Genomic DNA, 22,222 nt, shown 5'->3' with positions numbered 1-22,222 from the left:
CTTCATAAAGAGGTACGGGCGAAAAGAGAAATGAACCAATTCAATTATCATCAAACCTATCATTTTATGGATATACAGACAGCGAGACAAATCAAAATAGCGGATTATCTGCACAGTTTGGGCTTTTCTCCAGTCAAACAACAGGGCATAAACCTGTGGTACAAGTCACCGCTAAGGGAAGAAACGGAAGCCTCGTTCAAGGTGAATACAGAGCGTAACCAATGGTATGATTTTGCACTCGGCAAGGGTGGGAATATCATCGCACTGACACAGGAACTTTATTGTTCCGACCATGTGCCATATCTCCTGCAAAGAATCGAAGAGCAGACACCCCGTATTCGTCCCATATCTTTTTCTTTTGGCAAGCAGTCATCTTCCGAGCCAAGTTTTCAACAACTGGAAATTGTACCGCTTTCTTCTCCTGCCCTGCTCACCTATTTGCAGGAGAGGGGAATAAACATTGTACTGGCGAAAAGAGAATGCAGTGAAGCGCACTTTATCAACAACGGCAAACAGTACTTTGCCATCGCCTTTCCCAACGTGTCGGGTGGGTATGAAATCCGCAACCGATATTTTAAAGGCTGTATTGCCCCGAAAGAGATTTCCCATATCAAACAGCCGGGAACAGCGAGGGAAACGTGTTATGTGTTCGAGGGGTTTATGGACTATCTTTCATTCCTTACTTTGAGATTGGAGAATTGCCCGAAATATCCCGAACTGGACAGGCAAGATTATATGGTGCTGAATTCCGTAGCCAATGTTTCCAAAGCTCTCTATCCTTTGGGGAGCTACGAGCGCATCCATTGTTTCTTTGACAATGACCGTGCAGGGATGGAAGCACTCCAACAAATACGTGTGGAATACGGCAGGGACTTATACATCCGTGATGCTTCGCAGACCTACAGCGGATGCAAGGACTTGAACGAATACTTACAGAAACAGACTGAAAGAAAGAGGCAAGCCCAGTCTGCAAAAGAGACGCACAGCCGGCCACCGAAAAAGAAAAACGGCTTTCGGTTATAGCCCACTATAACTACACGCTTCGCTTTCGTAGTTGTGGGCTCTCCCGAGAGGATTAGGGCTTTGCCCTAATGACCCCTCAGGGCGTTTCTCCCCTGAGAACCCAGACCAAAGAGTGACCTTCTCTTTGGAAACTCCGCTTATGGGTTACACCCCTAAGAACCCCTCTGCGAAAGCAAACAAAGTAATCTATTATACAATGAAAACAGAATAACTATGGCAACAAAATCAAGCATACATATCAAGCCTTGCAACACCAAATCAAGTGAGGCTCACAATCGAAGGACTGCCGAATATATGCGTAATATCGGTGAATCCAAAATCTACATTGTGTCCGAACTCTCTGCCGACAACGAGCAGTGGGTAAACCCAGAATTCGGCAATTCGAATTTGCAGACGCACTACGACAACATTAAACAAATAGTAAAGGAAAAGACAGGTCGTGCCATGCAGGAGAAAGAGCGTGAACGCAAAGGGAAGAACGGGAAAATCATAAAAGTGGCAGGATGCTCGCCCATCCGTGAGGGTGTGTTGCTCATCAAACCGGACACCACATTGGTAGACGTGAAGAAATTTAGCGAGGAATGCCAAAGACGTTGGGGCATCACTCCGCTTCAAATCTTTCTGCACAAAGATGAAGGGCATTGGCTGAACGGACAGCCTGATGCAGAGGACAAGGAAAGTTTCCAAGTAGGTGAAAAATGGTTCAAACCGAATTACCACGCACACATCGTATTCGACTGGATGAACCACGACACAGGCAAGAGCCAAAAGCTCAATGACAATGATATGATAGAAATGCAAACTTTGGCTTCTGACATACTCTCCATGCAACGTGGACAATCTAAATCCGAGACAGGCAAGGAACATTTGGAACGAAATGATTTCATCATCGAAAAGCAGAAAGCCGAACTGCAACGTATTGATGAAACCAAACGACGCAAGGAACAACAGATAAATCTTGCCGAACAGGAACTCAGACAAGTAAAATCAGAGATACGTACGGACAAACTCAAAAGCGTAGCCACCGATGCGGCCACTGCCATAGCAAGCGGTGTCGGTTCTCTTTTCGGAAGTGGAAAGTTGAAAGAATTGGAGCGAACCAACGAAGATTTGCATCAAGAGGTTGCCAAACGTGATAAAGGTATTGACAACCTCAAAATCCAAATGCAGGAAATGCAAGAGCAACATGACAAACAGATACGCAATCTTCAAGGAATACACAGTCAAGAACTTGAAGCTAAAGACAGAGAAATATCACGGCTGAACACTCTGCTTGAAAAGGCATTCAAGTGGTTTCCGATGTTTAGAGAAATGTTGAGAATGGAAAGACTATGCGCTGTCATTGGGTTTACCAAAGATATGATAGATTGTCTTTTGACAAAGAAAGAAGCCATCAGATGCAATGGTAAGATTTATTCCGAGGAACATAGACGAAAAATTGACATCAAAAACGATATTTTCAAGGTGGAGAAAAATCCAGCCGATAGCGGTAAACTTATGCTGACCATAAACAGACAGCCGATTGGAGAGTGGTTCAAAGAGCAGTTTGATAAGTTACGGCCAAGTTTACGAATATCAGCAGAAGAACCAAGAAAAAGCAGGGGATTCAAATTATAATTGTTTAAATCAGAAAATAAAAGTGCAATTCTGATTGTTAATGAATTGCACTTTTATTTCCTACGTGTAAACATAGTAGATATAACACATAACAACACTTCTAAAAATACAATTCATCATCCGTTCGATAGCCTGCCACATAAAACAAACCACAATTTTTACATTGCAATGTAAACTCCCAATCCCATTTAGGGAAGTTACAATAAGACGATTCCAACAAACCGCCACATTGACAACAATATTTATTTTCTGAAACAAAATTTAATTGAATCGGAGAATTTTTACAGTATTTAATAATTCCTCTTTGAGATAATTCCCAAAAACATTCTGCCGTAGCTCTTACGTCATACAAGGAATTATGCATATTATCAAAATCTTTGTGAAATAAGTAATTGTACAATTCCTTTAAAGAAGGGTATTTGTACTTTCTATCAGCCATATTACTTTCAATTTTACACACATCTACAGTAGCCTTCATCGTACAAATAATACATATTCCATAAAACAGTAGATTTATATCATCCTTTGACAACTCTGTATAACGCAAGAGCTCACATTTAAGAACATTTATATCAAAATCCGCATTATGAACTACTATATAATGAACAGCTTTTAGCTGCTCCACGAAATATCTATAAAAATCTCGTCTATCCCATCCTTCTTCCTGTGCCCTATCATTAGTAATTCCATGAATAGAAACAGAAGCATCAGGAATTGTGAAGCAATCTGGTTTCAATATATAATCAGACTCCTTCAATATATCATTATCATAACCTGAAAAGATTTGATAACTTATTTGAACTACGTACGGCCAGTTATCTATATTATCAAAAGACACGTTCAAATCTTGTGCCAGTCCTGTTGTTTCAATATCCAAAACAAGGATTACTGTCTGATATAAATCATAGCGTCTGACACTAGGTCCTATATTTGTCACTTTACAATGGATTATTTCTTCATAATTTAATGCTGTATTATAGCCAAATTCTTGCAAAGATGATAATAAGACCGAAGAAGATATCGTCTGTGGATCATTTTGAGGTAATCCACCAATAAAATTATAATTGAAACCATATCCAGACAAAGAAGGTGGCATTATTACATGACATTTCCATCTCAATTCTATTCGTTTAAAAACGTTTTTATATTTTTCATTTGGCTCAAAAACAATAAAACCTGCATTTTTAAAAAGCTTCTCTGCGTGGCTATTCATTAGTAAGTTAGAAGGCAATTCTTCCACCTTTATCCAAACATGAAAACCATTATTACTTCCAGTACTAATAACCCAATCATATATGCCTTTAATGCCCAAAGATAATAAGACCTGTTTTACAAATTCAGTAGAAGAACAGCCATCAATATCAATGCACCTATACGAATTAGCACCAGAAAGGACACCAATACCTGTCGCGGAATTCCAAAAATAAGATTTCCATTCAATATTATTGTAACAATTCGTTATGTGCTTTCTTTTTCTAAAATAAGTAATAGGTCTTTTAAATTGTTGAACAAAATCATATTGTGACAATGTAAAGTCTGTATTTTCTGTTTTTATCAAATCCAGTTCATCTAAATGAAGTATTTGATAGCTTATCTTATTTGCAACTACATCTTTATATTCACAAATAACCGCATCAGTCCACCAATCCCAATCTTCAAACTTATTAGCCTTTATACGGGCAGAATTTCTAAAACAGAAATAATTACTAAACGGTAAAGCCGTAGCAACACTATCAGTTTCATCATCCATACCACTTGACAAATTAATTGCCTCGTAAATTCTATTTACACCATTTTTTACTATATCAATTTTAAATATAGGTGAACAGTCTTTTTGACATTCAAATATCGCCCAAAGTATATTCTCCTTCAATCCAAGACTAATGTTATATATCTCATTATCATAATATTTACAGAAGTTTTGAAATGTAAACACGCGCAAAACACCCTTATTTCCAAAATATCCATTTATGAATGTGACTTGAAACCCCATTGACTTATAAAAATGAGAATACAACGAGAATTTGTCTCTATTACAAATGATTGTGTTGCTTTGCATAACTTATGATATTTTATTTATGGAAAGTATCTCCAATTTATCCATTTCTATATTACATTTTAAATACTTAGCCAATTCTACTTTTATAGAATACTTAATATCCCGCATTTGCAGATTATTATTAGAAAAGTTTATATAATAAACACCAACGGTTCCATTCAGCTTATATTTAACCTCATATTCCATATCGTTTTTATTTTCAAAAATACTAATATTTCATATGTTTTCCAAGAAATGATTTATAATTATACCCAACTATGGGCCAGTGAAGTATTAAATCTTAAATAAAACAAAAAACACCCGATTTTACATTCTTGGGTGTAAAATCGGGTGTTATTCCTATAAATCATTGAAATTCAATGCTTATTGCGGAGAGACAGGGATTCGAACCCCGGGTACCTCGCAGTACAACGGTTTTCAAGACCGCCGCAATCGACCACTCTGCCACCTCTCCAAACTCCTCTTTCAAGAAGTGCTTTTCTCTTAAAGCGATGCAAAATTACTATTCTTTTTTGATATCACAAATATTTCGGCACAAAAATATTATTTCTACGATATTTTATAAACGTAATTCATTTTACGGAGAGTCTATACTTGAAATACTCCATAGATATATTGTAAAATAACAGGAAAGCATAAAACATGCTGTCAACAAGAAATCAACTTCCTGCTGGCAAGAAGTTAATTTCCTGTCAACAAACTCTTAACTTCTTGTCTACAGAAAATCATCTTCTTATAAGTATATGATAATCAGTACAAAATTTTATCGCAACCCATTTATTTTTGTAAACATTTCCATTTTCAATCAGCAAATGATATTAGTCCCGCTATTAACCTGCCATTTACCAATAAATGAGTAAAAGAGTGCAGATAATAAGCACAAAAAAACGACCTTAACTGCCAACTCCCATACCTAACAATAGTTATTTTATGTCGTACAACATAAAAACCGACTATTTATGCACTGTTATGTGGAAAAAAGATAGTAATTTTGCAGTCCTTATTAGGATAACAACCATTACCCACTAACAAAATGAATATTATGGAATTGAACAAAACCTTTATCGACGGGCTTTGGAGCAAAGAAATCAATGTCAGTGATTTCGTGAGTAAAAACATCGCGCCTTATACTGGAGACGCTTCTTTCCTGCAAGGACCTACCGAACGTACCAAACATATTTGGGAGCTTTGCCTCAAAGCACTCGAAGAAGAAAGAGCTAACAACGGAGTACGTTCTCTCGACCCTCACACTGTATCAACTATTACTTCACATCAGGCCGGCTATATAGATAAGGAGAATGAACTTATCGTTGGTTTGCAGACAGATGAGCTATTGAAACGCGCTATCAAACCGTTTGGTGGCATCAATGTAGTAACTAAAGCTTGCCGCGAAAACGGTGTAGAAATAGATGATAAAGTTAAGGATATCTTTACCCATTATCGCAAGACACACAATGACGGTGTATTTGACGTATATACTGAAGAGATCCGCTCATTCCGTTCATTGGGTTTCCTCACCGGACTTCCCGATAACTATGCCCGCGGACGTATCATCGGTGACTACCGTCGTCTGGCCCTTTACGGTATCGACCGCCTCATCGAAGCCAAAATGGAAGATTTGCACAATCTGACCGGTCCGATGACTGATGACCGCATTCGCCTGCGTGAAGAAGTGGCAGAGCAGATCAAGGCTTTGAAAGATATTAAGATAATGGGTGAATATTACGGACTCGATCTCAGTCGTCCGGCTACTTCCGCACAGGAAGCCGTACAATGGGTATACATGGCTTATCTGGCCGCTGTAAAAGAACAAGACGGTGCAGCCATGTCTCTGGGTAACGTTTCTTCGTTCCTCGACATCTTTATTGAATATGATCTGGCACATGGTAAAATCAATGAAACATTTGCCCAGGAGCTGATCGACCAGTTCGTTATCAAACTCCGCATGGTGCGCCATCTGCGTATGCAGTCATACAACGATATCTTTGCCGGAGACCCGACTTGGGTAACGGAAGCCATTGGTGGACGTTTCAACGACGGACGTGTGAAGGTAACAAAGACTTCCTTCCGCTTCCTGCAAACACTGTATAACCTCGGTCCTTCTCCCGAACCGAACCTGACTATACTTTGGGGACCTGAACTCCCTGAAGGCTTCAAGGAATTCTGCGCACAAGTATCCGTAGATACCAGCTCCATCCAATACGAAAATGATAACCTGATGCGCGAAGTACGTAACTGCGACGACTATGGTATCGCATGTTGTGTATCCTATCAGGCTATCGGCAAGCAGATACAGTTCTTCGGGGCACGTGCCAACCTGGCAAAAGCCTTGTTGCTTGCCATCAACGGTGGACGTTGCGAAAATACCGGTACTGTCATGGTAAAGGGTATTCCCGTATTGACCGGTGAAACATTGAAGTTTGAGGAAGTAATGTCGAACTACAAGAAAGTGCTGACCGAAATTGCCCGTGTCTACAATGAGGCAATGAACATCATCCACTTCATGCACGATAAGTATTATTACGAAAAGGCTCAGATGGCATTTATCGATACGAATCCACGCATTAATCTGGCTTATGGTGTAGCAGGTCTTTCCATTGCCATCGACTCACTGTCGGCCATCAAGAATGCAAAGGTTACAGTCCGCCGCAACGACATCGGCTTGACGGAAGGTTTCGATATCGACGGTACATTCCCATGTTTCGGTAATAATGACGACCGTGTGGACCACCTTGGGGTAGACTTGGTATATTATTTCAGCGAAGAACTGAAAAAGTTGCCCGTTTACAAGAATGCCCGTCCTACCCTTTCATTGCTGACGATCACTTCTAATGTAATGTATGGTAAGAAAACAGGTGCTACTCCTGACGGACGTGCCAAGGGTGTAGCTTTCGCCCCGGGTGCCAACCCGATGCACGGACGCGATAAGAACGGTGCCATCGCATCACTGAGTTCCGTTGCCAAGTTGCGTTATCGCGACTCACAGGACGGTATCAGTAATACATTCTCTATCGTTCCGAAATCTCTTGGCCCGACACCGGAAGACCGTGTTGAAAACCTGGTAACAATGATGGACGGTTACTTTACTAAAGGTGCACACCACTTGAACGTAAACGTGTTGAACCGTGAAATGCTGGAAGATGCCATGGAGCATCCGGAGAAGTATCCGCAACTCACAATTCGTGTTTCCGGCTATGCTGTAAACTTCGTGAAGCTGAGCCGCGAGCATCAGTTAGAGGTTATTAGCCGTAGTTTCCACGAAAGAATGTAATATGATAAACGTACACTCCTACGAAAGTATGGGAACATTCGACGGGCCGGGTCTCCGGCTCGTCGTTTTCCTACAAGGCTGTCCGTTCCGCTGTTTGTATTGTGCCAACCCGGATACGATAGATGCAAAGGGGGGAACACCTACCCCACCGGAAGAAATTCTGCAAATGGCTATCAGCCAGAAAGCTTTTTTCGGGAAAAAGGGTGGCATCACATTCTCGGGTGGTGAGCCTACATTACAGGCCGAAGCGCTTATACCTTTGTTCAAAGATTTGAAAGCAAACGGCATTCATATCTGCCTGGATACCAATGGTGGCATCTGGAATGAAAAAGTAGAAGAACTATTGAGCCTAACGGATTTAGTGCTGCTGGATCTCAAAGAATTCAATCCCGAACGCCATAAGAAGCTGACCGGATGCAGCAATACAAAAACTTTGCATACGGCAGCTTGGCTGGAGGAACAGAACCGGCCTTTCTGGCTACGCTATGTATTAGTACCGGGATATAGTGATTTTGAGGAAGACATTCGCAGTTTGGGCGAACATCTCGGCCAATATAAAAGTATACAGCGGGTAGAAATTCTTCCTTATCATCGTCTGGGCGTGCACAAGTACGAAGCCATGGGATGGGATTACCAATTGAAAGAGGTAAAAGAAAACACTCCCGAACAACTGGAATGTGCAGAAAAGCTATTTAAGGAATACTTCGAAACGGTGATAGTTAATTGAGTTGAGAGTTGAGAATGGAGAGTTAGAGTTACTATGCAGCGTGATAGCGCAGCCACTCTCAACTCTCCATTCTCAACTCTCAACTTCTCTTAGTAAGTCAGACGGATACCTGCCTGCAACGTAAAGTTCGTCGGATTTTCCTTTCGTATAGTCTCTATCGGAGAGCCATCGTCAAAGAAATAGGAAACACCTGGCTCTACATATATGCCCACTCTATTACTAATATTATATTGGGCACCTACCGCACCCATTACCGAAAGTTGCACAGGCTTCACTGTTTCCTTTTCACTTCCTACCTTACCATAGACACACTTCTCTATTGCACCACCGGCAGATACATACACCGTGAAACGTTTATCATTAACGAAACTCCAGTTCGCACGCACCGGAATACCGATATAGTGCAGTTTCTGATCTGTCTTTTCCGAACTGTTTTCGTAAGTTATCTCAGACGACAGCATCGTATAAGTCACACCGGTTTCCACCGAGAAGTTTTTCGGCAATGCTTTCCGCACCGATACACCAAAACTGAGCGGTTGCTTATGCTTGATATCCTTAACCTGACGCACATTTTTCCGCAAATAAGGTACACCACCTTCAAAAACAAGTTCTTGTCCATCAGGAATATTCAGAACGCCGTTAGATACATCCGGCAAGTCCAACTTATCACTAAACATCGGACTGGAATTAGGACCGGCCTGCATATCATTTCCCATTGTATTCATGGCAAGTGCTCCTGTATTTCCAACAGACATACCAATCGACCAACCTTTATTTTTCGTAGAAGATTTCTTTTCGGTCGGCAAATGCAGTTTGTCTCTACTGGAAGGACGGTATACCTCGCGCTCCTTTTCTTTAGAAGTTGAAGAAGAGTTTGATGGAACGACATCGTCTCCATTCGCCTTTTCTGTGAGCACTTCAGTGTCTTTTTCCTGTATCTGTGCACCCACTTCCGATATATTCTTTTCTGTTTCCAAATGTTGTGCCACAAGAGCTTGACGAGAGCTTTCCTGTTCAATCACTCTTCTGATAACAGACTCCGGTTCTTCTCCCTGCACATCCGGCTCTGCAGGTTCAGGCAGCACATCAGGTATAGCCGCTAAAGCCGGTTCAGCCGCACGACGCACATCGTCCACTACCGGACTTTGCAGCAACCAAAGACTGACGGACGACACAGCCACCAGCGCAACCGCCGCAGCCGTCATCGCCCAACGGCGGAACAGAATCTTTTTCTTAGTCCCGACAACAGACATGGGTGCAGAAGTCGGCAATGCCTTCTCCAATCGCTCCCAGCCGGCATCAGGTAGCGGCTCGGAGTAATCATCCAACCGTTCCTTTATCTTTTTCAACCACAATTCATCATCTTTCATCATACGTCCTTTCCTTTAAGCATTGTTTTTCATCCACTCCCGCACTTTAGTAGCCAAAGTAGCTTTGGCACGCGTCAGCTGCGAAGCTGATGATTTCTCATTAATTCCCAGCATCTGGGCAATTTCCCTATGAGATTTATCTTCAAATATATACAAGTTGAATACGGTGCGATAACCAACAGGCAATTCACTGATAAACTGCATCAGCACCTTCTGAGGAATAGTATCCACTGCCGAAGCATCGGGTTCTTCGTACGTTTCGGGTACGTTATCCAATCCTTCCGACTGGTTTATTACATCATTCTTGCGCAAGTATTGCAGCGCCGTATTCACCATAACACGCTCCATCCACGCCCGCAAGGAACCATCACCCCGCCAAGTGAATTTATCAAAAGAATCGAAGAGTTTCAGGAAACCGTCGTGCATCAGGTCTTCTGCCGTTTCACGGTCGCCCGCATAACGGAGGCACACGCTGAGCATTCGCCCAGCATAGCGCTCGTACAGTTCTTTCCTGGCAAGGTTGTCCCCTTGCCTGCATCGTCCTGCCAGTTCCTGTTCTTCCATTCTTTCCTTTGACACGCGTTTACCTTATAAATGCAGCAAAGATAGAAATACTGCACGTAGCGAACAAAAAATTAATTCTTTTGTTTCTTTAACAGTCATATGTGCAGTATTTCCCCTCATCACGCATTTCTTAAATACATGGAAAAAAATAAGATTAACTCCAAAAACATGCAATTGATGAAAAAGCTGAGATTTTATTCGGTAATACTTCTACTTACATTTTTAGCGGTACCGATGTTACAGTCTTGTCTGAGTGATGCTGATGACACTTCTAATGGTACTCTTTTTACAATCGGTACCATAAAGGTTATTGAAGATAAGGAATACTATTTTAATCTGGATGACGGTGAGAAGATGTATCCCAGCGATACAACATATATACATAATTATACTGTGAATGATGACCAACGCGTCTTCATTCATTTTCTTCCGTTGGAAGAAAGTATTCCGGGATATAAGTATAATGTAAAACTGATTCAGATAGAAGACATTTTGACGAAAGATATCATTCCGCTGACTGAGGAGACTGCCGACAGTATTGGTAATGACCATATTAATGTCGTCGAGTTGTGGATTACAGGAAATTACCTAAATATAGAACACCAATTCTTCCACAACAATAATAGCAGTAAAAAACACATGTTGAATCTGGTTATCAATCAAACAGACGAAGCATCTGCTCCAGAAAATGATTATGTCACCTTGGAATTCCGCCACAATGCTTATGATGATGAGCCACGCACACTGGGTTGGGGAGTTGTATCATTCAGATTGAAAGAGATAGCCAATCAACTGGTAGGAAAGAAGGGATTAAAAATTATCGTGAATACGATTTACGATGGAAAACAAACTTATACGGTGGATTTGAAAAAATAGCAGATCAAGTTAAACGAAAAGATATCAACCTAAACTATGACCTATTGAAGACGAAGAGGGTACATTCCTAAAGTGGATGTACCCTCTTTTACATTTATAGCTGTACCAGAATACGGAATACCTTTCCCGGATTAGCTACCCACTCCGTCATTGCTTCCAATGCATTTTCGGGTACTGCTACTTTCGTGATTAGTTCTTCTACCGGACAAGTACCCGCCTTCATATAGTTGATTACCGCACGAAAGTCGGCCGGTAATGCATTTCTGGAGCCTCGTATATCCAATTCTTTCTGAACAAAATACTTGGTCTGAAAAGCGACTTCACTTTTTGCATAGCCAATGCAGACTACACGGCCTGAGAAAGCAACTTCATCGACAGCCATTACATAAGTCACAGGACTACCGACTGCTTCAATCACAACATCAGCCCCAAAACCTTCCGTAATCTCTTGTATCCGGCTATGTACACTTTCTGTCTTAGAATTTACTGTATAAGAGGCTCCCATTCTCCGAGCCAACTCCAACTTCTCATCATCCAAATCCACAGCAATAACAACGGCACCTCTAAGTGCAGCACGTACAATAGCACCTATACCAATCATACCACACCCGATGACCATCACATATTCATTGTCAATCACCTGACCGCGTGAGACAGCATGAAATCCCACACTCATCGGCTCAATCAGAGCACAATCACGGGGAGAGATGTCACCTGCCGGAATTATTTTAGTCCAAGGCAATACAGCATACTCACACATCACACCATTCCGCTGCACTCCTAATGTTTCATTATGTTCGCAGGCATTGACACGACCATTACGGCACGAAGCACATTTGCCACAATTAGTATATGGATTCAGAGTCACATTCATTCCTTTCTCGAAACCAACCGGAACATCCGAACCTATTTCTTCAATTACCGCGCCCACTTCATGCCCCGGCACTACAGGTAACTTCACCATCGGATTGCGTCCCAGGAAGGTGTTCAAATCGGAACCACAAAAACCTACATATTTAATTCTCACCAACACCTCACCGGCACCAACCACCGGTCTTTCAAGTTCAACCACCTTCATTTCAGAGGGATTGACTATTTGAACTGCTTTCATTTTATATATTTGAAATTAATTGTTTAATCAATGACTTTATAACCTTTCCAGCCATAGTAGGCACAGAAAATAAAGCAAGTCATCGGCACACAGTAAGCTGCATAATAGATGTGCTCATTGGCGTGCATGAAATAAGCCGTCAGTTGAGGGAGACATGCATTGCCGACAATAGCCATCACGAGAAAAGCCGAACCACTTTTTGTCTGGTCGCCCAATCCCTTCAAAGCCAGAGAGAACTGGGTAGGATACATGATAGACATAAAGAAAGAGATAGCCAGCATGGCATAAAGTCCTACCATACCTCCCCAAACCATTACCACTCCGCACAAAAGAATATTCATTAAGGAATAAACCAATAACATATCCTGCGGACGAAACTTCACCATCAATCCTGTACCAATCCAGCGTCCTACAAGGAAAGCAAGCATATAAAGTCCGAAGAAAGTTGTTGCGGTTTCTTCCGGAAGTCCTGCATAAGAACAGCAATAGACAAGGAACAAACTGTTGATCGCTGTCTGTCCGCCATTATAAAAGAACTGCGCAATCACCCCCCAACGCAAGTGCGAATGTTTCAGCACACCAAAATCAATCAGCTTTTCTTTCTTTGAACCGGAAGAAGTAGTCTTACTTTCATCTCCTATCTGCGGCAACTTGGAAAATACGAATACCACAGCTATGATAATCAGCAATAAAGCCAGCATCAAATAGGGAAACTTCATGGCATCCGTCTCTACCTGTATATAAGCCTGCCAGCCACCCGGATAATCTACAGGCAATGTATCACGTGTATAATGCGTACCGCTCAGAATCAGTTTACTCAGAAACATAGCAGAAATAAAGGCTCCGAGTCCGTTGAAAGATTGCGCCAGATTCAGCCGTCGCGGTGCTGTTTCGGGTGCACCTAAAACGGTAACATACGGATTGGCGGCAGTCTCCAGGAAACACATACCGGTAGCAATGATAAAGAATATGCAGAGGTAGGCCCAATAGGCTTTCAGCATGGCAGCCGGAAAAAAGAGCAAACCTCCCAATGCCGCCAACAATAAACCGAAAATAATGCCCGCTTTATAGCTATAACGCTTCATGAACATAGCTATCGGGATCGGAAAAATGAAGTAAGCAAGCCAATAAGCAGTTTCTGTAAATGACGCCTCAAAAGTGTTTAATTCACAAGTTTTCATCAACTGCCGTATCATTGTAGGAAGCAGATTACTACTAATTGCCCAAAGGAAAAAAAGGCAGAAGACCAGGGCCAAAGGTATCGTATAAGTATTTTTTTTCATGGTATTATTATCTTCTTATTCAGACATGTTTTTGATATATGGCAATATGGGAAGATCAGTAAATCCATAGAATTTCCGGGCATTCTCTCCGAGGAATAACCTTTTCTCATCTTCCTGCAAATCGGGTGATTTCACTATAAAATCATATGACATCTTGTAAGTGATTGCTGTAATGGTACGCGGGTAATCCGATCCCCACATCAGTTTCTCCATCCCGACCAGTTCGGCAGCTTCCCATATAGCTTTTACTGCTCCCCTAAAGGGATAGAATTCATCATTGAAAAGCCAGGTGATTCCTCCGGATTCAATCATCACATTGGGATGTAGGGCTAACCGTATCTGTTCTTTCCAATCCGGACGTGTCACCATTCCGAAATGCCCGATAGCAATTCTCAGCCGGGGACATTCCTGAATGACCTCCTGCATCTCGGGAATTTGCGTTGCTCCGTCCGCCAAGTCAATAGAAAGCATCACATCCCGTTCTTCCATATAATGGAACATCTGCATCATTTCTTCACTATTCAGCATCACCCGTCCTTCTCTAAGCAACAGACGTTGAGCCGGGATCTTAATAGCTTTAAAACCTCTTGCAATCAGTTTTTTTGCCTGTGCCAGAAACCCGGGTTTACGAAACTCACACATTCCGCAAACAAAGAAACGACCGGGATAACGGGAAACAACCTCTGCCAGATATTCATTCTGAATACCGTCTATAAATTCTTGCGTAATGACGGCAGCAGATACTTGTGCATAGTCCATGTTCGACAGGAAAACTTCTGCACTGTTCACCCCGTCCACCATAAAGGGAGGAACCATCTGACGGATTTCTCCCATAAACAACGAACGTCCGTTATCCAACGTACGAATGGGTAGGTCATCTACCACTGTATCTTGCCGTAACCATAAATGGGCATGCGCATCAATTATTGTATAGTCCATATAGACAGCTATTTTTTAAGAATTAGCCCAACTTACACGTTGCTGTTCTCCAATAATCTCCCGTACTTCACGTACCAATTCCCAGTCAATCGGTTCTTCTATAAAGGATACGTTCTTCTTTACATTCAGCGGATTAGCAGTACTGAACAAAGTGGTCGCAATTCGTGGATTACTTACAGAAAATTGCATAGCCAGTTTTTCTATAGGATAGTTCTTTACCTTACAGTGTTCCATTGCTTTACGGCAAGCCTCCACCAGTGATTCAGGAGCCGGATGCCATTCAGGAACGCCACGCTCGCTCAATAATCCCATTGAAAGCGGAGAAGCGTTGATCACTCCTACTCCTTTCGATTCAAAATAATCAAGAAAATCAATCAGTTTATCATCGCACAAACAATAATGGCAGAAATTAAGGATCGATTCTACCGTACCACTCGGCGAGTGATCAATCACCCATTTCAGGTTTTCGAGTTGCAAGTCGGTGATCCCCACATGCCCAACAATGCCTTTCTCGCGCAAGCCGACTAATGCCGGTAATGTTTCATTTACAATCTGATTCAGATCGGCAAACTCAATATCATGTACATTTATCAGATCGATAAAGTCAATGTTCAGACGCTCCATACTCTCATACACACTCTCTACTGCGCGTTTTGCAGAATAATCCCAGGTATTGACCCCATCTTTTCCATAACGTCCCACTTTAGTAGAGAGATAGTATCGGTCACGCGGAACATCTTTCAAAGCTTTCCCTAAAACAGTTTCAGCTTTATAGTGCCCATAATAAGGAGAAACATCTATAAAATTCATACCTGCTTCGATGGCAGTAAACACAGACTCAATTCCTTCTTTCTCTTTAATATCATGGAAAACTCCTCCCAAAGAAGAAGCTCCAAAGCTGAGAGATGACACTTTCATCCCTGTCTTTCCGATTTCATGGTATTGCATATCAATTAAATTTAAAAGTTTTTAGATAGGGCAAAAATAGGGCAAGAATAATTTCAGGACAGCATGCAAAGTATAAAAACAACACGTAATGGTTTACGTAAAAAAAACATCCTTTCATACCATCTTTTATCAGGGAATATGCTTTCTTTGTAAGTGAATCTAATAGCAGACTTTAAAATGGAATACCAGAAACATACTTCACTCAAAGATCTCGCCAAAGCATTGGGCGTATCCATTCCCACTGTATCCAGGGCACTAAAAGACAGTCCGGAAATCAGCAGTGAACTTCGTACTAAAGTCAAAAAACTGGCAAAAGAGATGAATTACCGTCCCAATCCTTTTGCCATGAGTCTGCGAAAAAACACTCCGCGTATCATCGGAGTCGTTGTGCCGGATATCGTTACCCATTTCTTCGCATCCATCCTGAACGGAATAGAAAACATGGCAGTAGCTAACGGATATTTTGTTATTATTACCACTTCACATGAAGCATACGAATACGAGAAAAGGAATATCGAAAATCTGGTAAATATGCGAGTAGAAGGCATTATCGCCTGCCTGTCTCAGGAAACAAAAGACTATTCACATCTTGCCGCCTTAAAGGACATTAATATGCCACTCATCCTATTCGACCGCGTTTGCCTGACCGACCAGTTTTCGTCGGTAGTAGCAGATGGTGTGCAATCTGCACAAATGGCTACCCAACATTTATTGGATACCGGCAGCAAGCGGGTAGCTTTTATCGGAGGAGCCAATCATTTGGATATCGTAACCAAACGAAAGCATGGTTATTTGGAAGCTCTGCGCGACAATCACATTCCTATCGAAAAAGAACTGGTAATCTGCCGGAAGATAGATTATGAGGAAGGCAAAATAGCTACGGAAACTTTATTATCTCTCCCGCAACCACCTGATGCCATCCTTGCCATGAATGATACATTAGCTTTTGCCGCCATAGAGGTTATTAAAGAACATAGACTTCGTATCCCCGAAGATATAGCCATCATCGGATATACGGATGAACAACATGCCAATTATGTAGAACCGAAATTATCAGCTGTATCACACCAGACTTATAAAATGGGAGAAACGGCTTGTCAATTACTTATAGATCAAATCAAAGGGGATAAAACAGTCAGACAAGTGATTATTCCGACAAATTTGCAGATAAGGGAAAGTAGTAGAAAGAAATGAGAAAATGGCTTCTCAACCTGCGGAGAGACGGGGATTCGAACCCCGGATACCCTTTAGGGGTATACACGCTTTCCAGGCGTGCCTCTTCAACCACTCGAGCACCTCTCCTTGTATATTTCGACAAGTATTTTCCAATAAAAAAGCAGCCGTTATTTAGCTGCTTTCAGCGGAGAGACAGGGATTCGAACCCCGGGTACCTCGCAGTACAACGGTTTTCAAGACCGCCGCAATCGACCACTCTGCCACCTCTCCAAAACTCCCTTATAAGGAAGGCTTTTCGTTTAAAGCGGTGCAAAGGTACAAATCATTTTTAAATCTACAAACTTCCTGCCATTTTTTTCACGAATTAATCGTACTTTTGCGACATGATATATCCACAGAACTTTGAACCTAAAATAGGTTTCGACCAAATACGCCAGTTGTTGAGCGAAAAATGCCTCAGCACATTAGGTGCCGAACGCGTAGCCGATATGACGTTCTCCGACCATTTTGAAGAAGTGGAGGAACGCCTGAACCTCGTTACAGAATTCGTACGCATCATACAGGAGGAAGATAACTTCCCCGCACAGTATTTTTTCGACGTCCGTCCGTCACTGAAACGAATACGCATAGAGGGAATGTACCTGGATGAGCAGGAACTTTTCGACCTGCGCCGTTCGTTGGAAACGATACGGGACATCGTGCGTTTTTTAGAAAAGGATGACATAGAAGGAGAAGACTCCCCCTACCCTTGCCTCCGGAATCTCGCCAAGGATATATTGGCATTTCCGCAACTGATTCAGAAAATAAATAATATACTTTCACCTTATGGAAAGATAAAAGATAATGCTTCTTCCGAGCTGGCACGTATTCGTCGTGAATTGGCGAGCACCATGAACAGCATATCCCGTTCTCTGAACAGCATCTTACGCAATGCCCAGTCGGAAGGTGTAGTAGATAAAGACGTTACCCCGACCATGCGTGACGGCCGTCTGGTAATTCCGGTTGCTCCGGGATTAAAACGAAAGATTAAAGGTATCGTACATGACGAATCAGCAAGCGGAAAAACCGTATTTATAGAACCTGCCGAAGTAGTAGAGGCCAATAACCGTATCCGCGAACTGGAAGGAGATGAGCGTAGGGAAATTATCCGTATCCTGGTAGAATTCTCTAACCTGTTGCGCCCTTCCATTCCCGATGTATTGCAGTCATATGAATTCCTTGCAGAGATAGACTTTATCCGTGCCAAGAGCTTATTCTCCCTACAAATATCAGGTATAAAACCTGCATTGGAAAATACGCAGTTACTGGATTGGACTATGGCTGTACACCCATTGCTGCAACTTTCCCTTGCCAAACACGGTAAGAAAGTAGTTCCGCTCGATATTGAATTGACTGAAAAGCAGCGTATCCTTATTATATCCGGTCCCAATGCGGGTGGTAAGTCTGTTTGCCTCAAGACAGTGGGATTGTTACAATATATGTTGCAATGTGGTATGCTCGTTCCTATGCACGAACGTAGCCATACCGGTATCTTCAGCAGTATATTCATCGATATAGGTGACGAACAGTCCATTGAAGATGATCTGAGTACTTACTCTTCACATCTCACCAACATGAAGATAATGATGAAGAATTGCAATGAACGCAGTCTCATCCTTATAGATGAATTTGGTGGTGGAACCGAACCACAAATTGGTGGTGCCATCGCCGAAGCCGTACTGAAACGTTTCAACCAAAAGCTGACGTTCGGTGTTATTACTACTCACTACCAGAATCTGAAGCACTTTGCCGAAGACCATGAAGGAGTAGTGAATGGAGCCATGTTGTACGACCGCCACCTGATGCAGGCACTTTTCCAACTTCAGATAGGTAATCCCGGAAGTTCATTTGCCGTAGAGATAGCCCGGAAGATCGGTCTTCCGGAAGATGTGATTGCAGATGCATCCGAAATTGTGGGTAGCGAATATATTAATGCCGATAAGTATCTGCAAGATATTGTACGCGATAAACGATACTGGGAAGGCAAACGTCAGACTATCCGCCAGCGTGAAAAGCATATGGAAGATACCATCTCCCGCTATCAGGCAGAAATGGAAGACCTGCAGAAATCCCGCAAAGAGATTATCCGTAAAGCTAAAGAGGAAGCAGAACAGCTGGTACAGGAAGCCAATGCACGGATTGAAAACACCATCCGCACCATTAAGGAAGCACAGGCTGAAAAAGAGAAAACCCGCCAGGCACGTCAGGAACTGACCGAGTTCCGTGAATCGATGGAAGCTCTTGCCTCTAAAGAACAAGAGGAGAAGATAGCCCTCAAAATGCAAAAATTGCAGGAAAAGCAGAACCGAAAAAAAGAAAAGAAAAATAAAGATACAAACAACAGTCCTTCAGCCCAGGAACTGGCTGCCCAAAAAGCCAAACAGGAAGCTGAGCGCCTGGCAAGCATTACCCCGGGAGCTATGGTAAAGATAAAGGGCCAGAGCTCGGTGGGCGAAGTATTGGAGGTAAATGGCAAAAATGCCATTATTGCTTTTGGCAGTATCAAAACCACTGTTAAGCTGGAACGTTTGGAACGCACAAATTCCGCCCCACAAAAGGTGGACACCTCTACTAAGAGTACTTTTGTCAGCAATCAAACCCAGGACAGCATGTACGAAAAGAAATTGCACTTCAAGCAAGACATCGATGTACGCGGCATGCGTGGTGACGAAGCTCTACAGGCAGTAACCTACTTTATTGATGATGCTATCCTTGTAGGTATGTCACGCGTACGTATCCTTCACGGAACAGGCACAGGTATCTTGCGTACCCTTATCCGGCAATACCTGCAAACAGTTCCCGGCATCAAGCATTTTGCCGACGAACATGTGCAGTTTGGTGGTGTAGGAATCACAGTCGTTGACCTATAAATAAAATAATTATGAAATCAATCAAAGAACTCTACCGCATCGGTACAGGGCCATCAAGCAGCCATACAATGGGGCCCCGCAAAGCTGCTGAGATCTTTCTGGAAAAACATCCGGAAGCTTCCTCATTTAAAGTGACTTTATACGGTAGCCTTGCTGCCACAGGAAAGGGACACATGACTAACATAGCCATTACCGACACCCTGCAGCCAGCCGCTCCGGTAGAAATTATTTGGGAACCCAAAATATTTCTACCTTTCCATCCCAATGGCATGAAATTCGTTTCATTGGATGCTTCGGGAAAAGAGACTGATGCATGGACAGTATTCAGTGTAGGCGGTGGTGCACTGGCTGAAGAAAATGATGGTGCATCTTCTGTCAATACCCCGGATATCTATGGTATGAATCACATGATAGAGATCCTACAATGGTGCGAAAAGACCGGAAGAAGTTACTGGGAGTACGTCAAGGAGTGTGAGGAAGAAGATATATGGGATTACCTGCAAGAAGTATGGAAAACCATGCAAGCAGCCGTTCGCCGCGGATTGGAGCAAGAAGGTGTACTGCCCGGTCCATTGAACTTACGCCGCAAAGCCTCTACTTATTACATACGTGCCAGCGGATACAAGCAGTCTTTACAATCTCGCGGGTTGGTATTTTCCTATGCCCTTGCTGTAAGTGAAGAGAACGCCTCAGGGGGAACAATTGTTACCGCACCCACCTGCGGTTCTTGCGGTGTGATGCCGGCAGTATTATATCATCTTGCTAAAAGCCGTGATTTCAGTGACACCCGAATTCTTCGTGCGCTTGCCACAGCCGGTCTTGTAGGAAATATCGTAAAAACCAATGCATCCATTTCTGGAGCAGAAGTAGGATGTCAGGGAGAAGTAGGTGTAGCCTGTGCCATGGCCTCAGCTGCTGCCAACCAATTATTCGGTGGTAGCCCTGCACAAATAGAGTATGCAGCCGAAATGGGGCTGGAACATCACCTCGGCATGACTTGCGACCCGGTATGCGGATTAGTTCAAATACCTTGCATCGAACGCAATGCATACGCTGCCGCCCGCGCACTGGATGCCAACCTTTATTCTTCTTTTACTGATGGCATGCATCGTGTATCCTTCGACAAAGTTGTAGAAGTAATGAAAGAAACCGGAAACGATTTGCCATCACTCTACAAAGAAACCAGCGAAGGCGGATTAGCCAAGGACTATCGCCCAATGGGAGAATAGTGATTAGTGATTAGGGGTTAGTGATAAGTGATTAGTATTCTTGCAGTACATGGCGCAGCCCACTAATCACTTATCACTAACCCCTAATCACTAATTTACCGGTGGATAAATCGTATCATCCTTTCCCGTCACATTCACCGTATTCATCAGTCCTCCATCTTCCGAGTAGAATAACTGATACTTCTGATTTCCCTGTTTTACTTCAATCACATATTGCATGGGCTGCAATGGATACAGCAGGAAATAATAATCATCTTGTACCCAGTTTGCATATTCTCCACTACCAAATGCAGTCTGTACAGCTTCAGGAACATCATTCCAGAATATTTCCGATTCCGTCATCAGCCAATTGGCATTGGGATCAAACCATATATTTGATTCTTTTCCATCCAACCAGCAATCGGCCACAAAATAGGCTCCTTTTTGTTCCCATTCTATTCCTGTCGCACTCGGATACTTCTGTTTCAGGGCTTGTACCACAGACTCAGGAACATTAATGCTTTTATCATCATCATCGTCGTCACTGCATGCACTGAACGTAACAGCAGCCACACACATCATCATCGCTAACATTAAAAATCTTGTCTTCATCTCTTTCCCCTCCATTAATCATCCATACTGACGAATTGTCCTTTTTTATTAAATTTCAATGAGAAATCATTAGCAAGCTCTACTTCTATACCTGTACCTTTACGTTCTATCTTGGTGATAATTTCATTCGGGAAATTCTTTTTCACGTAATCCTTAATGGAAACAGGGATAAGGGCGGCAGGTACAGCACCTTTCTTGCAATCTACTTCCGTCCAGTTACCTTTCTTGTCGAAATCAATCTCTGTACGGTCAGTCAAAGTCACTTCATACTTCTTAGATAAGAATTCACTGTCTATCTTGATGTATGAGATCTGCGGTTTACTGAAATACTGATTGATAAAGTTACGCGCATTCAAAGGGAGCTCCTTTGCGTCTTTGGTAATCACATCACCTGCAAAAGCGAACTGAACGGCCACGATAGCCAATACGAGAATAGATAAAATCTTCTTCATAATCGTTATTCTTTTAAGTGTTACTAATTTATTCTGATTATCCGTTTATGCACCTGTTATATTCGCAATTACTAGTC

The 22,222-nt window shown here is 42.4% G+C and carries 17 protein-coding genes and 3 tRNA genes; 8 read left to right on the top strand and 12 right to left on the bottom strand.

From position 1 onward, the window contains the following. The first annotated feature begins 66 nt into the window (after window positions 1–66). Together DWW10_RS24960 and DWW10_RS24955 are read left to right on the top strand one after the other, a co-directional pair. Window positions 67–1,023: a toprim domain-containing protein gene (locus DWW10_RS24960; protein ID WP_118421023.1), complete on the top strand. Its 957-nt coding sequence runs from the start codon at window positions 67–69 to the stop codon at window positions 1,021–1,023. Between the two features lie 213 nt (window positions 1,024–1,236). After that, entirely contained in the window at window positions 1,237–2,640 is a 1,404-nt protein-coding gene (locus DWW10_RS24955; protein WP_118420939.1) for a mobilization protein, read from the top strand. Between the two features lie 100 nt (window positions 2,641–2,740). Here DWW10_RS24955 and DWW10_RS24950 read toward each other — a convergent pair whose 3' ends face one another. Together DWW10_RS24950 and DWW10_RS24940 are read right to left on the bottom strand one after the other, a co-directional pair. After that, window positions 2,741–4,699, bottom strand: a complete 1,959-nt coding sequence (locus tag DWW10_RS24950; protein WP_022393285.1) for an exonuclease domain-containing protein — start codon at window positions 4,697–4,699, stop codon at window positions 2,741–2,743. Window positions 4,700–5,068: 369 nt separating this feature from the next. Further along, window positions 5,069–5,153 (bottom strand) — tRNA-Ser (locus DWW10_RS24940). A gap of 588 nt (window positions 5,154–5,741) precedes the next feature. Here DWW10_RS24940 and pflB point away from each other — a divergent pair. After that, on the top strand, window positions 5,742–7,970 hold the full coding sequence (gene pflB, locus DWW10_RS24930; protein ID WP_022393306.1) for a formate C-acetyltransferase: 2,229 nt from the start codon (window positions 5,742–5,744) through the stop codon (window positions 7,968–7,970). Between the two features lies 1 nt (window position 7,971). Beyond that, entirely contained in the window at window positions 7,972–8,697 is a 726-nt protein-coding gene (gene pflA, locus DWW10_RS24925) for a pyruvate formate-lyase-activating protein (RefSeq protein WP_022393307.1), read from the top strand. A gap of 89 nt (window positions 8,698–8,786) precedes the next feature. Here pflA and DWW10_RS24920 read toward each other — a convergent pair whose 3' ends face one another. Continuing rightward, a complete protein-coding gene (locus DWW10_RS24920) occupies window positions 8,787–10,070 on the bottom strand; it encodes a porin family protein (RefSeq protein WP_022393298.1) in 1,284 nt (427 codons plus the stop codon). Window positions 10,071–10,082: 12 nt separating this feature from the next. Then, window positions 10,083–10,631, bottom strand: coding sequence for an RNA polymerase sigma factor (locus DWW10_RS24915; protein ID WP_022393299.1), 549 nt, complete (start codon window positions 10,629–10,631; stop codon window positions 10,083–10,085). A gap of 177 nt (window positions 10,632–10,808) precedes the next feature. On the opposite strand from DWW10_RS24915, the gene DWW10_RS24910 reads away from it, so the two are divergent. Continuing rightward, on the top strand, window positions 10,809–11,507 hold the full coding sequence (locus DWW10_RS24910) for a NigD1/NigD2 family lipoprotein (RefSeq protein WP_118421022.1): 699 nt from the start codon (window positions 10,809–10,811) through the stop codon (window positions 11,505–11,507). 94 nt (window positions 11,508–11,601) lie between these two features. Here the strand turns inward: DWW10_RS24910 and DWW10_RS24905 are convergent, their stop codons facing one another. The 4 genes from DWW10_RS24905 to DWW10_RS24890 are packed head-to-tail and all read right to left on the bottom strand — an operon-like array spanning window position 11,602 to window position 15,788. Further along, a complete protein-coding gene (locus DWW10_RS24905) occupies window positions 11,602–12,618 on the bottom strand; it encodes a zinc-binding alcohol dehydrogenase family protein (protein ID WP_022393301.1) in 1,017 nt (338 codons plus the stop codon). Window positions 12,619–12,641: 23 nt separating this feature from the next. Continuing rightward, complete coding sequence (gene fucP, locus DWW10_RS24900; protein WP_022393302.1) at window positions 12,642–13,901, bottom strand: L-fucose:H+ symporter permease; 1,260 nt, start codon at window positions 13,899–13,901, stop codon at window positions 12,642–12,644. Window positions 13,902–13,916: 15 nt separating this feature from the next. Further along, window positions 13,917–14,840 carry an amidohydrolase family protein gene (locus tag DWW10_RS24895; protein ID WP_118420937.1) on the bottom strand — a complete coding sequence of 308 codons (924 nt, stop codon included), beginning with the start codon at window positions 14,838–14,840 and terminating at the stop codon, window positions 13,917–13,919. Between the two features lie 15 nt (window positions 14,841–14,855). After that, window positions 14,856–15,788: an aldo/keto reductase gene (locus tag DWW10_RS24890; protein WP_022393304.1), complete on the bottom strand. Its 933-nt coding sequence runs from the start codon at window positions 15,786–15,788 to the stop codon at window positions 14,856–14,858. A gap of 177 nt (window positions 15,789–15,965) precedes the next feature. Here DWW10_RS24890 and DWW10_RS24885 point away from each other — a divergent pair, with 177 nt between their 5' ends. Then, window positions 15,966–16,982: a LacI family DNA-binding transcriptional regulator gene (locus DWW10_RS24885; protein ID WP_022393305.1), complete on the top strand. Its 1,017-nt coding sequence runs from the start codon at window positions 15,966–15,968 to the stop codon at window positions 16,980–16,982. Between the two features lie 20 nt (window positions 16,983–17,002). On the opposite strand, the gene DWW10_RS24880 is transcribed toward DWW10_RS24885, so the two are convergent. Both DWW10_RS24880 and DWW10_RS24875 read right to left on the bottom strand, forming a co-directional pair. After that, a tRNA-Ser gene (locus DWW10_RS24880) sits at window positions 17,003–17,090 on the bottom strand. Window positions 17,091–17,149: 59 nt separating this feature from the next. Further along, a tRNA-Ser gene (locus DWW10_RS24875) sits at window positions 17,150–17,234 on the bottom strand. A gap of 113 nt (window positions 17,235–17,347) precedes the next feature. Here DWW10_RS24875 and DWW10_RS24870 point away from each other — a divergent pair. Both DWW10_RS24870 and DWW10_RS24865 read left to right on the top strand, forming a co-directional pair. Then, entirely contained in the window at window positions 17,348–19,873 is a 2,526-nt protein-coding gene (locus tag DWW10_RS24870) for an endonuclease MutS2 (protein ID WP_022393308.1), read from the top strand. Window positions 19,874–19,884: 11 nt separating this feature from the next. After that, window positions 19,885–21,102, top strand: a complete 1,218-nt coding sequence (locus DWW10_RS24865; RefSeq protein ID WP_118420936.1) for an L-serine ammonia-lyase — start codon at window positions 19,885–19,887, stop codon at window positions 21,100–21,102. Between the two features lie 90 nt (window positions 21,103–21,192). Here DWW10_RS24865 and DWW10_RS24860 read toward each other — a convergent pair whose 3' ends face one another. After that, window positions 21,193–21,693, bottom strand: coding sequence for a PepSY-like domain-containing protein (locus DWW10_RS24860; protein ID WP_118421021.1), 501 nt, complete (start codon window positions 21,691–21,693; stop codon window positions 21,193–21,195). Between the two features lie 14 nt (window positions 21,694–21,707). Beyond that, window positions 21,708–22,145, bottom strand: a complete 438-nt coding sequence (locus DWW10_RS24855) for a PepSY-like domain-containing protein (protein ID WP_007665568.1) — start codon at window positions 22,143–22,145, stop codon at window positions 21,708–21,710. Between the last annotated feature and the right edge of the window lie 77 nt (window positions 22,146–22,222).

The sequence above is a fragment of the Bacteroides intestinalis genome, from assembly GCF_003464595.1.
GTDB classification, from domain to species: domain Bacteria; phylum Bacteroidota; class Bacteroidia; order Bacteroidales; family Bacteroidaceae; genus Bacteroides; species Bacteroides intestinalis_A.
This window is presented reverse-complemented; position numbering and strand designations above follow the sequence as displayed.